The 13,408-nt window shown below is 65.2% G+C and carries 10 protein-coding genes; 8 read left to right on the plus strand and 2 right to left on the minus strand.

All coding sequences use genetic code 11. The features are described from left to right. Position 1: 1 nt before the first annotated feature. The 7 genes from nuoL to BM244_RS03105 all read left to right on the plus strand — a co-directional run bounded on the left by nuoL (position 2) and on the right by BM244_RS03105 (position 8,595). On the plus strand, positions 2–2,107 hold the full coding sequence (nuoL, locus tag BM244_RS03075) for an NADH-quinone oxidoreductase subunit L (protein WP_093397290.1): 2,106 nt from the start codon (positions 2–4) through the stop codon (positions 2,105–2,107). Further along, the gene (locus BM244_RS03080; RefSeq protein WP_093397292.1) at positions 2,107–3,642 is read left to right on the plus strand and encodes an NADH-quinone oxidoreductase subunit M; all 1,536 of its coding nucleotides are present in this window, start codon (positions 2,107–2,109) and stop codon (positions 3,640–3,642) included. The genes nuoL and BM244_RS03080 overlap by 1 nt, the downstream gene beginning before the upstream one ends. Next, positions 3,642–5,087 (plus strand): NADH-quinone oxidoreductase subunit NuoN, encoded by a 1,446-nt coding sequence (gene nuoN / locus BM244_RS03085; RefSeq protein WP_093397294.1) that lies wholly within the window; start codon positions 3,642–3,644, stop codon positions 5,085–5,087. Before BM244_RS03080 ends, nuoN begins: the two co-directional genes overlap by 1 nt. 2 nt (positions 5,088–5,089) lie before the next feature. Next, entirely contained in the window at positions 5,090–5,821 is a 732-nt protein-coding gene (locus tag BM244_RS03090) for a biotin--[acetyl-CoA-carboxylase] ligase (RefSeq protein ID WP_093398074.1), read from the plus strand. Between the two features lie 10 nt (positions 5,822–5,831). Continuing rightward, on the plus strand, positions 5,832–6,608 hold the full coding sequence (locus tag BM244_RS03095) for a type III pantothenate kinase (protein ID WP_093397295.1): 777 nt from the start codon (positions 5,832–5,834) through the stop codon (positions 6,606–6,608). Positions 6,609–6,671: 63 nt separating this feature from the next. After that, a complete protein-coding gene (locus tag BM244_RS03100) occupies positions 6,672–8,309 on the plus strand; it encodes a ribonuclease J (protein ID WP_093397297.1) in 1,638 nt (545 codons plus the stop codon). Positions 8,310–8,313: 4 nt separating this feature from the next. Next, on the plus strand, positions 8,314–8,595 hold the full coding sequence (locus tag BM244_RS03105) for a DUF1467 family protein (protein ID WP_093397299.1): 282 nt from the start codon (positions 8,314–8,316) through the stop codon (positions 8,593–8,595). Positions 8,596–8,744: 149 nt separating this feature from the next. Here BM244_RS03105 and BM244_RS03110 read toward each other — a convergent pair whose 3' ends face one another. Both BM244_RS03110 and BM244_RS03115 read right to left on the minus strand, forming a co-directional pair. Further along, positions 8,745–9,524, minus strand: coding sequence for an SDR family oxidoreductase (locus tag BM244_RS03110; protein ID WP_093397300.1), 780 nt, complete (start codon positions 9,522–9,524; stop codon positions 8,745–8,747). Between the two features lie 101 nt (positions 9,525–9,625). Then, on the minus strand, positions 9,626–11,911 hold the full coding sequence (locus tag BM244_RS03115) for a coiled-coil domain-containing protein (RefSeq protein WP_254784241.1): 2,286 nt from the start codon (positions 11,909–11,911) through the stop codon (positions 9,626–9,628). Between the two features lie 279 nt (positions 11,912–12,190). Between BM244_RS03115 and BM244_RS03120 the strand changes: the two genes are divergently transcribed. Then, positions 12,191–13,372: a hypothetical protein gene (locus tag BM244_RS03120; protein ID WP_093397302.1), complete on the plus strand. Its 1,182-nt coding sequence runs from the start codon at positions 12,191–12,193 to the stop codon at positions 13,370–13,372. Positions 13,373–13,408: the final 36 nt, after the last annotated feature.

Below are 13,408 nucleotides of genomic sequence, written 5' to 3' on the forward strand. Positions count from 1 at the left end.
GTTGATCCAGCTTATCGTCTTCCTGCCGTTACTGGCCGCGATCGTTGCCGGGTTCGGCAATCGCGCGATCGGCAACGTGCCGGCAAAACTCGTCACCACGGCTGCGCTGTTCGCATCGTGCCTGTTGTCCTGGCCGATCTTCATCGGCTTCCTCTCGGGCACCAGCACGGCGACCGTCGCGCCGCTGCTCGACTTCATCCACTCCGGCGACATGAACGTCGCGTGGTCGCTGCGCGTCGACGCTCTGACCGCGGTGATGCTCGTGGTCGTCACGTCGGTCTCGGCGCTCGTCCACCTGTATAGCTGGGGCTATATGGATGAGGATCCCGACCAGCCGCGCTTCTTCGCGTATCTGTCGCTGTTCACCTTCGCGATGCTGATGCTCGTGACGGCCAACAATCTCGTCCAGATGTTCTTCGGCTGGGAAGGCGTGGGTCTCGCATCCTACCTCCTGATCGGTTTCTGGTTCCGCAAGCCTTCTGCCAGCGCAGCGGCGATCAAGGCGTTCGTCGTAAACCGCGTCGGCGATCTCGGCTTCATGCTCGGTATCTTCGGCACGTTCCTGGTGTTCGGCACGGTCTCGATCCCCGAGATCCTCGCCGCGGCCCCCGGCATGGCGGGCTCGACGCTCGGCTTCCTCGGCTACCGCTTCGACACGATGACGGTGCTCTGTCTGCTGCTGTTCGTCGGTGCGATGGGCAAGTCGGCGCAGCTCGGCCTGCACACGTGGTTGCCGGACGCGATGGAGGGCCCGACCCCGGTGTCGGCGCTGATCCACGCGGCGACGATGGTTACGGCTGGCGTGTTCATGGTCTGCCGCCTGTCGCCGATGTTCGAGATGAGCCCGGTCGCGCTGACCGTGGTCACCTCGGTCGGTGCCGCGACGTGCCTGTTCGCGGCAACCTGCGGCCTCGTGCAGACCGACATCAAGCGCGTGATCGCGTATTCGACCTGCTCGCAGCTCGGCTACATGTTCTTTGCGGCCGGTGTCGGCGCGTACGGCGCGGCGATGTTCCACCTCTTCACGCACGCGTTCTTCAAGGCGCTGCTGTTCCTCGGCGCCGGTTCGGTCATCCATGCGATGCACCACGAGCAGGACATGCGCTATTATGGCGGTCTGCGTAAGAAAATCCCGGTGACGTTCTGGGCGATGATGGCGGGTACGCTCGCGATCACCGGCGTCGGCATCCCCGGCATCTTCGGCAACACCGCTATCGGCTTCGCAGGCTTCCATTCGAAGGATGCGATCATCGAGGCGAGCTGGGCTGCGGGTCAGCCGGGCGTGTGGTTCGTCGGCGTGCTCGTCGCGTTGCTGACAAGCTTCTATTCGTGGCGCGTGATGTTCCTGACCTTCTGGGGCAAGCCGCGCTGGGCCGCATCGGAGCACATCCAGCATGCGCTCCACGACGCCCACGGGCATGACGACCACGCACACGACGCGCATCATGCGGACGACCACCACGCGAATCCGGCGCAGGCCGAGGACGCAGGTCATGCGCCGCACGATCATCACGACGCGCAGCACGCGCCGGCCGAAGGCGATGGTGGGTATCACCCGCACGAGAGCCCGCTCCCGATGCTGATCCCGCTGATCGTCCTGTCGATCGGTGCAGTCCTTGCCGGCTTCGTGTTCCACGGCTTCTTCATCGAGCCGACCGCCGGCGAAGAGTTCTGGAAGGGCGCACTCGCGTTTCGCGAACATCTGATGCACGAGATGCACGGCGTGCCGTTGCTGATCAAACTGTCGGCGACGATCGCGATGCTGCTCGGCCTGCTGACTGCCTGGTACGCTTATATCAAGGCACCGACGTTCCCGGCCAAGGTCGTCGACCAGTTCGGCGTGCTCTACGACTTCCTGCTGCATAAGTGGTATTTCGATGAGCTGTACGACCTGATCTTCGTCCGTCCGGCGTTCGCGATCGGCCGCTTCCTGTGGCACCGCGGCGATGAAAAGACGATCAACCGGTTCGGGCCTGATGGCGCGACCTGGATCGTCCAGATCGGCAGCCGAGTGGCCAACCGCTTCCAGACGGGATACCTCTACACCTATGCCTTCGTCATGCTGATCGGGCTGACCGCAGCCGTAACCTGGGCGATCGGACTGTAATGACCGGCTTTCCTATCCTCTCCGTCCTGATCGCGGTCCCAATGATCGCGGCTGTCGTGTGCCTGTTCGTCTCGGCGAACACGGCGCGGACGCTGGCGTTGGCGGCAACGCTGATCGACTTCGTCCTCGGCATCATGCTGTGGATGAACTACGATATCGGCGGCGCGCAGTGGCAGTTCGTCGAGCATGCTCCCGGCATATTCGGCCCGTTCGGCTGGTCGCTCGGCATCGACGGCTTCGCGCTGATGCTGATCATGCTCAGCGTGTTCCTGATGCCGATCTGCATCGGCGCCAGCTGGCGCTCGATCACCACGCGCGTGCCCGAATACATGGCGGCGTTCCTGTTCACCGAAGTGCTGATGATCGGCACGTTCGCGGCGCAGGACCTGTTCCTGTTCTACGTGTTCTTCGAAGCCGGCCTGATCCCGATGTACCTGATCATCGGCATCTGGGGCGGCGCAAACCGGATCTACGCGTCGTACAAGTTCTTCCTGTACACGCTGCTCGGTTCGGTCCTGATGTTCATCGCGATGCTGTACATGGCGAAGACCGCGGGCACGACCAGCATCCCGGCGCTGATGAACTACGATTTCCCCGCGCACGTGCAGACGTGGCTGTGGCTCGCGTTCTTCGCGTCATTCGCGGTCAAGATGCCGATGTGGCCGGTCCACACCTGGTTGCCCGATGCGCACGTCCAGGCGCCGACCGCGGGCTCGGTGATTCTGGCTGGCGTGCTGCTGAAGCTAGGCGGATACGGATTCCTGCGCTTCCTGCTGCCGATGTTCCCCGAAGCCTCGGGCCAGCTGACCTGGCTGATCTTCGGGCTGTCGGCGGTCGCGGTGATCTACACGTCGCTCGTCGCGCTCGTGCAGTCGGACATGAAGAAGCTGATCGCCTATTCGTCGGTCGCGCACATGGCGATCGTCACGATCGGTCTGTTCGCGTTCAACCGGCAGGGCATCGAAGGTGCGATGATCATGATGCTGAGCCACGGCCTGGTATCGGGTGCGTTGTTCCTGTGCGTCGGCGTGATCTACGACCAGCTCCATACCCGCGAAATCTCGCGCTATGGCGGCCTCGCGATCAACATGCCGAAGTATGCGATCTTCTTCCTGTTCTTCACGATGGCCTCGATCGGTCTGCCGGGTACCAGCGGCTTCGTCGCCGAGTTCCTGTCGCTGATGGGCACGTATCAGGTCTCGACCTGGACCGCGCTGCTCTGCACGACGAGCATCATCCTCGGCGCCGCATACATGCTGTTCTTGTACCGTCGCGTCGTGTTCGGCGAGATCAAGTCGGACGACGTCCGTGCAATGGTCGATCTGTCGGGCCGCGAGATGTGGCTGCTGGCACCGATCGCTGCCGTCGTGTTGTGGATGGGCGTGTATCCCGAGAGCTTCCTGGCACCGATGCGCAAGGACGTGGGCGTGCTTCTCGCTCGTGTCGATCGCGCCAAGCCTGCCAGCGATTCCAACCCAACCGCGGGGAAGCCCGCCGCAACCGTCCATAGTGCCGCGCACGGGGAGGCACACTGATGGATTACGCCGCTAACATCGCAATGACGCTGCCCGAATTGGTGCTGGCGTTGGGTGCGATCGCCCTGATGCTCGTCTCCGCCTGGGGCGGGGACAAATCGACGCGCGCCGTATCGATCGCCGCCGTGTTCGTTCTCGTCGGGGCGGGCATCGCCCTCGTCGGTCCGGCATCGTCGGGTGGGTATGCGTTCGACGGCCTGTACCGCGCAGACGCGTTCGGCGCGTTCGCCAAGGTGCTGATCTACATCGCCTCGGCGGTTGCGATCGTCATGGCGCCGAGCTTCTTCGCGCGCTCGCACGGCGACGATCTGCGTCCGGAATATCCGGTGCTGATCCTGCTGTCGGCCTGCGGCATGGGAATCATGGTTTCGGCCACCGACATGCTGACGCTGTATGTCGGTCTCGAGCTCCAGAGCCTTGCGGCCTATGTCCTCGCCAGCTTCATGCGACGCGACGGGCGTTCGGCGGAAGCCGGCCTGAAGTATTTCGTGCTCGGCGCGCTCGCCAGCGGCATCCTGCTGTACGGCATTTCGCTGGTCTACGGGTTCAGCGGTACGACGTTGTTTTCGGGTATCTCGGAAGCCTATGCCGGCACCAAGTCGCTAGGCCTGCTGTTCGGTCTGGTGTTCGTGTTCGCAGGGCTCGCATTCAAGATCAGCGCCGTGCCGTTCCACATGTGGACGCCCGACGTATACGAAGGTGCACCGACCCCGGTCACGGCGTTCTTCGCGTCGGCCCCGAAGGTCGCGGCGCTTGCGCTCAGCGTCCGCGTGGCGGTCGATGCGATGGGTCCGGCGACCGACCAGTGGCGCCAGATCGTGATCTTCGCGGCGCTCGCCTCGATCATCCTCGGTGCGGTCGCGGCGATCGGCCAGACCAACATTAAGCGCCTGCTCGCTTACTCGTCGATCAATAACGTCGGCTTCGCGCTGATCGGTCTTGCGGCCGGTACGCCGGAAGGCGTGTCGGGCGTGCTGATGTACCTGACGATTTATGTCGCGATGACGCTGGGCTCGTTCCTGGTCGTGTTGCAGATGCGTGGTGACGACGGGCAGCCGGTCGAGACGATCGACAGCCTTGCCGGCATGTCGCGGACCCGGCCTGCACTCGCCGCAGCGCTCGCGATCTTCATGTTCAGCCTCGCCGGCATCCCGCCGCTGTTCGGCTTCTACGCGAAGTTCACGGTGTTCAGCGCAGCGGTCGACGCCGGGCTGTTCCCGCTCGCAGTGGTCGGCATCGCCGCTTCGGTGATCGGCGCGTATTATTATCTGCGCGTCGTCAAGACGATGTACTTCGACGATCCCGCCCCGGCATTCGCGCCGATGGAGAGCAAGGTCGAGGGTGGCCTGATCGCCATCGCCGCGGTGTTTGTGTCGCCAGCCGGCTATCTCCTCATCCCCGTGCTCGGCGCGTGGACGATGGCGGCCGCACGGGCGCTGTTCTGAGCATCATCCGCACCGTCGCGGAGACAGGATCGACCAACGCCGACCTGCTGGAGCTTGCACGCGGCGGTGCCGAAGACGGTCTCTGGCTGCGTGCGATCCGCCAGACGGCGGGGCGGGGGCGGCTCGGGCGCGAATGGTCGTCGCCCGAGGGTAACCTTTACGCGAGCACGCTCGTCCGTTTACGGCCGAACGATCCGCCGGCCGCCAGCCTCGCGCTGGTCGCGGCGGTCGCCTTGCAGGAAACCGTGTCGACGTTCCTCGTTGCCGGGATCTGTCAGGGCACGACCGATGCGAGCGAGACGCTGGTTCTGAAATGGCCCAACGACCTGTTGCTTGCGGACGCTAAGCTGTCAGGCATTCTGCTCGAACGCGCGGATGACGCGGTGATCGTCGGCTACGGCGTCAACATCGCGCATCATCCCGATTTGCCCGACCGTGCGACGACCGATCTGGCTGCGCACGGCGTGGTGGTCGATCCGGCGATGTTCCTCGACATCCTCGCCGACAGTTTCGCGCGCTGGATCGGCCGCTGGCGGACCGAGGGCATCGCGCCCGTCCGCGAGCGTTGGGTCGATTGCGCTCACCCGGCTGGCACAGCGCTGACCGCTCGGCTTCCCGATGGCAGCGGGATCGACGGCCTGTTCGTCGGGCTCGACACCGACGGCGCGCTGATCCTCCGCTTGGCGTCTGGCGAGCGGCGTGTCATTCACGCTGCCGACGTCTTCCTGCTTTGAGGCCCCGCTGATGCTGCTCGCGATCGATGCCGGCAATACCAATGTCGTGTTCGCGCTCGTCGAGAGCGGTGAGATCGTCGCGCGCTGGCGGATCGCGACCGATCCGCGGCGGACGGCGGACGAGTATGCGGTGTGGCTGAGCCAGTTGATGCAGCTCGGCGGGCATGATCGTACCGCGGTCGAGGGCGTGATCGTTGCCACGGTAGTCCCGCGCGCGCTCCACAATCTCCAGGTGCTCGCGTCGAAATACTTCAACACTGACGCGCTGATCGCCGGCCACGCGCCAGTCGAATGGGGCATCGCGATCGACGTCGACGAGCCTGCCTCGCTGGGTGCCGACCGTGCGGTCAACACGGTCGCTGCGCATGCGCTGCATTCCGGCGACCTGATCGTGATCGATTTCGGCACTGCGACCACGTTCGACGTCGTCGACTATAGCGGCGCGTACAAGGGCGGGATCATCGCGCCGGGGATCAACCTGTCGCTCGACGCGCTGGTGACCGCCGCGGCGAAACTCCCGCGGATCGCGATCGAGGCGCCGACGGATACCAGCGTTATCGGGCTCAATACCGTCTCGCAGATGCACATCGGCATCTATTGGGGCTATGTCGCGATGATCGAGGGGCTGGTCGCGCGGATGAAGCGCGAGATCGGCCGTCCCGTGAAGGTCGTCGCCACTGGCGGGCTTGCGACATTATTTGAGAAACAGACCGACGTGTTCGACGTCATCGAAGCCGACCTGACGATCCAGGGGCTGGCGATGATGTGGGATCGTCACCATATCTAGGGCCATTGGGCTCGCGCCGACTGGCCTGCGGGCCATATTCCTGTATAATCCTGAAAGTAATCAATGACTCCGAAGAACGAACTCCTTTTCTGTGGCCTTGGCGGCTCCGGCGAAATCGGCATGAACGTCAATCTGTACGGCTGCCAGGGCAAGTGGGTGATGGTCGATCTCGGCATCACCTTCGCCGATCCGCAATATCCCGGCGTCGACGTGATCCTGCCCGACCTGTCCTTTATCGAGGACCGGATCGACGACCTGCTCGGCATCGTGATCACGCATGGCCATGAGGATCACATCGGCTCGCTGCCGTATCTCGCCGAAGACCTCGGCGTGCCGATCTACGCGACCCCGTTCACGATGGGCCTGATCCGCGGAAAGCTTGAGGAAGAGGGCATCGCCAACCGCGTGAAGCTCAAGATGATCCCGATGGGCGGCAACTTCCAGCTCGGGCCGTTCGGCTTCACCTTCGTCGAGATGTCGCATTCGATCCCCGAAGCGAACGCGCTGCTGATCGACACACCTTACGGTCGCGTATTCCACACGGGCGACTGGAAGCTCGACAAGAACCCGGTGATCGGCAATCCGACGACGCCCGAGGGCTTCATGGCGATCGGCGACAAGGGCGTCGACGTCCTTGTCTGTGATTCGACCAACATCTTCAACACCACCGCATCGGGCAGCGAGAGCACCGTCCGCAAGGGGCTGTTCGAGGAGGTCAGCAAGGCCAAGGGCCGCGTGATGATCACCAGCTTCGCGTCGAACGCAGCGCGGCTGCACACGTTCGGCGAAGTCGCGAAGGAAACCGGGCGCAAGCTGTGCGTCACCGGGCGTTCGCTCGACCGGATTATCAAGGTGGCGCGCGCGACGGGCTATCTGAAGGATTTTCCCGACACGATCAGCCCCGACGAGGCGATGCGCCTGCCCAAGAACAAGGTGCTGATCATCGCCACCGGTGGACAGGGTGAAGAGCGCGCGGCGCTGGCGCGGGTCGCCAATGGCCAGCACACGATTACGCTTGAGGCCGACGACACGGTGATCTTCTCGTCGAAGCAGATCCCGGGCAACGAGGTCCAGATCGGCCGTATTCAGAACACGCTGGCGGCCAAGGGCATCCGCATGATCACAGAGCGCCAGGCGCACGTCCATGTCTCGGGTCATCCGGGTCAGCCGGAACTCGCGCAGATGTACGACTGGCTGCGGCCCGAGGTGCTCGTGCCGACGCACGGCGAGATGCGCCATATGATGGAGCATGCGCGCTTCGGTCTCGAGCAGGGCATTCCGCGCGCGATCGTGCAGAGCAACGGCGACATCATTCGTCTCGCGCCCAAGGGCCCGGCGAAGATCGGCAATGCGACCGTTGGGCGTCTGGTGCTCGACGGCGACGTGATCCTGCCCGCGGACGGCGCGACGCTGAGCGAGCGGCGCAAGCTGGCGATCAACGGCCAGATTTCGGTCGGTGTCGCGCTCGGCAAGGACGGCCGGATGGTCGGCCAGCCGCAGGTTCGCGTGCAGGGCGTACCGGTCGAGGAAGATCGGGCTGCGTTCATCGCCGACGCGGTCCAGGCGGCGGCCGATACGGTGCGCGGCGGCAAGCGCGAGAGCGAGAAGATGCGCGAGCAGATTCGTCTCGCGGTGCGCAAGGTCGCCAAGCGCTGGACCGGCAAGCAGCCGATCGTCGATGTCCTGTTGATCGAGGGCTAAGCCGATGCGCTGGACCTCGGCACTGGCGATCTACGTCCTGTTCTGGTCGTTCTCGGTGTTCCTGGTCCTGCCATTCGGGGTGAAGACGACGCGTGAGGTCGGGGGCGAACACGTCCCCGGCCAGGCCGAAAGCGCGCCGCACGAGTTTCGCTCGGGGCGGACGGCGTGGCGGGTGACCGTGGTGGCGACGGTATTGTTCGTGCTGTTCCAGCTGAATTATTCTTATGGGTGGATCACGCCGCAGAGCGTCGACCTGTTCGACCGCGGCAACATGGTCACGCGCTAGGAAGGCCCATTGATCCTCCCGCGCCAGGGGAAGGTAGCACCGTAGGTGACTGAGGGGGGGCCACGCAACAGCGGTTTGCGCTTACCTCCCCCTCCGTCTGGCAAGTGCCAGCCACCTCCCCCTTGCGGGGGAGGATTACACGTTAGCCGTCACCCCGGCGACGCGGCCGAGCCTGCCAGCAAACCGCCATCGATATTGATCTCCGTCCCCGTGATATACGTCGCCTCGTCCGACGCCAGCATCACCGCAACCGCGGCCACTTCCTCCGGCATCCCGAACCGCTTCAACGGCGTATCGGCGACCAGCGCCGCCATCCGCGCCTCGCGGTCCGGCCCGTCCCTGAGCATCGGCTCCCAGATCGGCGTTAGGATGGCCGCGGGATGCACCGAGTTGCAGCGGATCTTCCACCCCTGCTGCGCGCAATACAGCGCTACCGTCTTGCTGTGATTGCGGATGGCCGCCTTCGACGACGCATAGGCCGCGGCTAAGGGGATCCCGACCAGCCCGGATCGCGACGAGATGTTGATGATCGAACCCGTGCCCGCCGTTTTCATCGCACCGATCGCATAGCGGCAGCCGAGGAACGTGCCGTCGAGGTTGACCGCATGGACCGCGCGCCAGTCCGACAAGGTCGCATGCTCGGGATCATGCGCGGTCATGCCGTGCTCGAAACCCGTCACGCCGGCATTGTTCACGACCACGTCTGCCACCGGAACGACCTCCGCCAGGCGTTGCCAATCCGCCTCTTCGCGGACGTCGAGCTTTTCGAGCATGCATCCGATCGCAGCGGCCGTCTCGGCGCCGGCGGTTTCATCGATGTCGGTGAGGATGACGATGGCGCCTTCGTCATGAAAGCGCTCGGCGATCGCACGGCCGATACCGCGCGCAGCGCCGGTGACGACGCAGATCTTAGTGTTCAGTCTTGGCATGTAAGCCTCGAAATATGAGTCCGTTCCGCGGATTGCTCCGCTGGCGAGGGCCGCGTTAGCGGTGGCGCTGGATCACTTCGAAAGCTCCTTTGAGGTCCGGTTCAGCGCAGCCGCTCGATCGCCTGTGCCAGTGCCACGTACAACTTGCCCATGTCTGACGACAGCAACGTCACTCCGAGCGGCGAGCCGTCGCGCTGCGTCAGGATCGTGCGGAGCATCGCTTCGAAGTCGTGGATGTAGCGGTTGACCATCTCGCGGAAGGTCTCGTCCTCGTCGTAGAGACCGGCGATCTCGCGGACTTCGCTGGCGTCTAGGATACGGACTGCACGTCGCGTGAAGACACCGCGGTCGCCCTTGAGATACGCGCCCCAAGCACTGTCTGAGATTTCGGGGGCGATCGCCTTGGTAATGTCGATCGACGCCGAGTTGAGCGATTCGATCAGCAGCGAGACGCGGCGTGCGAAGGTGTCTTGGTCGGCGTCCTCGCGCTCGGTTCGAGCCTCCTGGATCCGCGTCTCGACGATCGCGGTCGTGTCGACGATCGCCTGGACTTCGCGCGCTAGGCGTTCGGTCGCGCCGGTAGCGGCGTCGACCGCCGCGCCGGTGGCGTCGGTGAGCGCCTTGACCTGCCGTTCCACGGTGTCGTTGGTCGCGCGGCGCATGGCGTCGGCGCTGGCGGCTTCGAGTGCGGCTGCGGCTTCGGGAATGACCTTCGACAGCGTCTCGCGTGCCTTGTCGGCGGCGACGGCAGCGGTCTCACGGACACGGTGGAGCGCCTCGATCAACTGCGGCGCGGCGTCTTCGGCGAAATGCTGCGTGCGGCCGATCGCCTCGTCGACCATCTGGCCCAAGGCATCGGCCTTCGCGCGGCCGGTGTTGAGCGTGTTGAGTAGGTCGGTCGAGAGCGTGTCGAGCACATGGCGCTGTTCGCCGATGACCCCGGCGATCGCCTCGATCGCGTCGTGCGTGCTCTCCGCAGCGGTGACGAGCGCGAGCAGTTCGGGGCGCGCCGAGACGACGATGCTCTTGCTGGCGAGCACCTGCGTATCGAGGCGGCCGAGTGCTTCGGGCATAGTCTCGTCGATTTCGCGCGCGGCGGCATCGAGTGCGACGAGCAGCGTCTCGGTCGTCGCGATCGTCCGGTGCGCCATGTCGTCGCCCGCCCGCAACGCCTCGGTCATCGCATCGGCAGAGCCGCCGAGTGCGCTGATCGATGCCGCGAGGTCCTGCGTGCGCTCGGTGCCGTGGCGATGGAGCAGTTCGATCCGCGATTCGACTTCGCCGAGTCCGGTGTGGAGATCGTCGACGATCCGGTCGCCGGCACTACGTTGCAGATCGAGGCGGATCGCGACGCGTTCGATCGCGTCCTCTACGCTGGCGATGCGCTTGGCGAGCGCTTCGGCGCTGTCGCGGGCGGCGCTGTCGAGCGCGGCCTGGTTCGCGCCGATCATTGCCAGCATCGCATCACCCTGCGCGGCGATGCCACGGCGTGAATGATCGACGGCGTCGGCGGTGCGGTTGAGCAGTGCGTCGACCGCCGCGGACATGCCGTCGGTGACAGATTCGAGATGTGCGCCGGCGGTCTGGCTAGTGGCCTCCATGCGGACGATGTGGGCGGCGAGGCGCTGTGCGGCGCCGCTCGCCATCGCGTCGGCGTCGCGGCCGCGTTCGGCCAGCGCTACGATCTGCGCGTCGAGCGCTGCGGCGTGTTCGCTCGCAGACAGCCCGGTGCGTTCGAGTCGCTTGGCGACGTCGTCGATATCGGCCTGTGCGCGGGGTAGGGTGGCGATCAGGACGCCGAGGCTGGTCTGCGCGCCGGCCGTCGAGGTCGCGAGGTTGCGCGCGTGCGCCGCGGCCTGGTCGATCTCGGAGACCATGCCGCGGCCGATCGCTGCGAGTTGCTCGGTCGCGCCACCGCCCATCGCCATCAACGCGTTCAATTGTTCGGCGAGTTGCTGGCGGTTGGCGTCGATCGTGTTCGACAAGGCGGCGACGGTGCGTTCGAGGCTGGCCGCCTCGTCGCGCATCGCCTGCGCGGTGATGCCGAACCGATGCGCCTCGCTACGGCTGGTCCGCATCGCGAGCAGCCAGACGATGCCGATCAGCGCGGGGACGACGCAAAGCGCGGCAATGAACTGGACTAGCGCAACGGGCTCGATGGTGGCGAACGATCCGCGTGCGAACCACAGCATCGCCGCCAGCCAGACGAGCACGATCCCGACCGCGATACCCACGTAAAGGCGTCCGCGGTCAGGCGCAGGCTCTTGATAAACCTCAGCGAACCCAGCTTCAGCGACGGTGTCGGACATGTCTTCTACCACCGGATCCATCACGATATCCGCGCGAATGGGATGGGCATTGCCTGCCGACGCGCGAAACCCGATCATTGACGAACCCCCGTTCATGAGCCGCTGAAGTATCATGGATTGCAGCCGGACAAAACGGATGATGCGATCTTCGCGCGTTCATCCGTCCGGTAAGCAGGGCGGCACGGCGTGCGGTCCACGACGATACGGGCAGGGACCGTTGATTGAGGGAATGTGGGAGAACTCGGGGACCCTAAGACGTGCGGTTTTGCGACTGTAACGCCGAACTGAGCCTTGACGGAGGGCGGGTCGGCCGAACGCGGGCTTTGCAGGACGACGCGTACCGCCTAACAGCCCCGCATGCTTGCCGGCCTATTATTTGCAATTCACGACGCCGACGATCGTCCCGATCGTCTGGCCGCGACGCTGCCGTTCAGTGGCGTCACGCTTATCGAATACCAGGCGCGGTTGCTGATAGCGGCCGGGGTGTCGCAGGTGATCGTCGTCGTCGCGCGGATGACGCCGGAACTTCTCGGCGCGATCAACCGGATCGGACGACGCGGCGTCAGCGTCGATACGGTGCGCTCCGCAACCGAAGCGGTGGAGAAACTTCACCCACTCGCCCGCGTGCTGATGCTCGGGGATGGGCTGGTCACGACCGAGGCGATCGTCAAGGCAATGGCGGGCGAGGAGGGCGATTGCCTGCTCGTCGTGCCGGAGAGCGATGCGGGTCCGGGGTTCGAGCGTGTCGGCGGGCAGATGGCCTGGGCCGGCGTCGCGCGCCTGAGTTCGAGGCGGATCGCCGAGGTGGCCGCGTTGCCGCAGGATTACGATCTCCAGTCGTCATTGTTGCGGTTGGCGGTGCAGTCGCGCGCGATCCATGTTCTGTTGCCGACCGATGCGGTGCGCGGTGGGCACGGGATCGAGCGTCAGGCGCGGACGCTGGAGGAACGCGGGCGTGCGGTGCTGATGACGATCGTGTCGGGGCGGCGCGGCTGGTTCGACCGGTTCGTGCTCGCGCCGATCGCGCGGCTCGCACTGCCGCTGCTGGTCGATCGTGGCGCAGCGGGAACGACCGTCGGCGCGGCTGGACTTGCGCTGGGCGCGGCCGGGCTGGTGACGATCGGCTTCGGGCTCTCGTCGGTCGGTCTCTTGGTCTCGTTGATCGGCTGTATCGCATTGGCGCTCGGCTCTGTCCTGAGCGGGCTGCGCGACGAGGAGCCGATGGCGCACGGCCAGACCTTGGCGATTGCCGGTGTCGTTGCCGCTGCGATCCTCGTCTTCGCGTTCTTCGTCAGCGGCTATGCGGGTGAGAACACGGCCTTGGCGATCGGCATAGCGCTCGTCGCGATCGGCGGGCTCGCGGAGCGCGCCATCGTCGAACGCGAACGCAGGCTCTGGTGGGGTAGTCCAGCGGCGTATCTGCTGGTCGTTGCGGTGTTTGCGCTGGTCGGGTTTCCGGTGTTCGGCCTGGGACTGACGGCCATTTATGCGACCGCTACGCTGGCGGCGGCAATAGAACGATTGCGTCGCACGCCTTAGGCGGACCTTAACGTCCGGGGGCTAAGCAAGGGATCA

This window comes from Sphingomonas sp. OK281, assembly GCF_900115295.1.
Lineage (GTDB): Bacteria > Pseudomonadota > Alphaproteobacteria > Sphingomonadales > Sphingomonadaceae > Sphingomonas.

Coding starts and splice junctions, on each gene's coding strand:
- BM244_RS03080 (WP_093397292.1), top strand. CDS start 2,107: ATGACCGGCTTTCCTATCCTCTCCGTCCTGATCGCGGTCCCAATGATC.
- nuoN (WP_093397294.1), top strand. CDS start 3,642: ATGGATTACGCCGCTAACATCGCAATGACGCTGCCCGAATTGGTGCTG.
- BM244_RS03100 (WP_093397297.1), top strand. CDS start 6,672: ATGACTCCGAAGAACGAACTCCTTTTCTGTGGCCTTGGCGGCTCCGGC.
- BM244_RS03105 (WP_093397299.1), top strand. CDS start 8,314: ATGCGCTGGACCTCGGCACTGGCGATCTACGTCCTGTTCTGGTCGTTC.
- BM244_RS03095 (WP_093397295.1), top strand. CDS start 5,832: ATGCTGCTCGCGATCGATGCCGGCAATACCAATGTCGTGTTCGCGCTC.
- BM244_RS03115 (WP_254784241.1), bottom strand. CDS start 11,911: ATGATCGGGTTTCGCGCGTCGGCAGGCAATGCCCATCCCATTCGCGCG.
- BM244_RS03110 (WP_093397300.1), bottom strand. CDS start 9,524: ATGCCAAGACTGAACACTAAGATCTGCGTCGTCACCGGCGCTGCGCGC.
- BM244_RS03120 (WP_093397302.1), top strand. CDS start 12,191: ATGCTTGCCGGCCTATTATTTGCAATTCACGACGCCGACGATCGTCCC.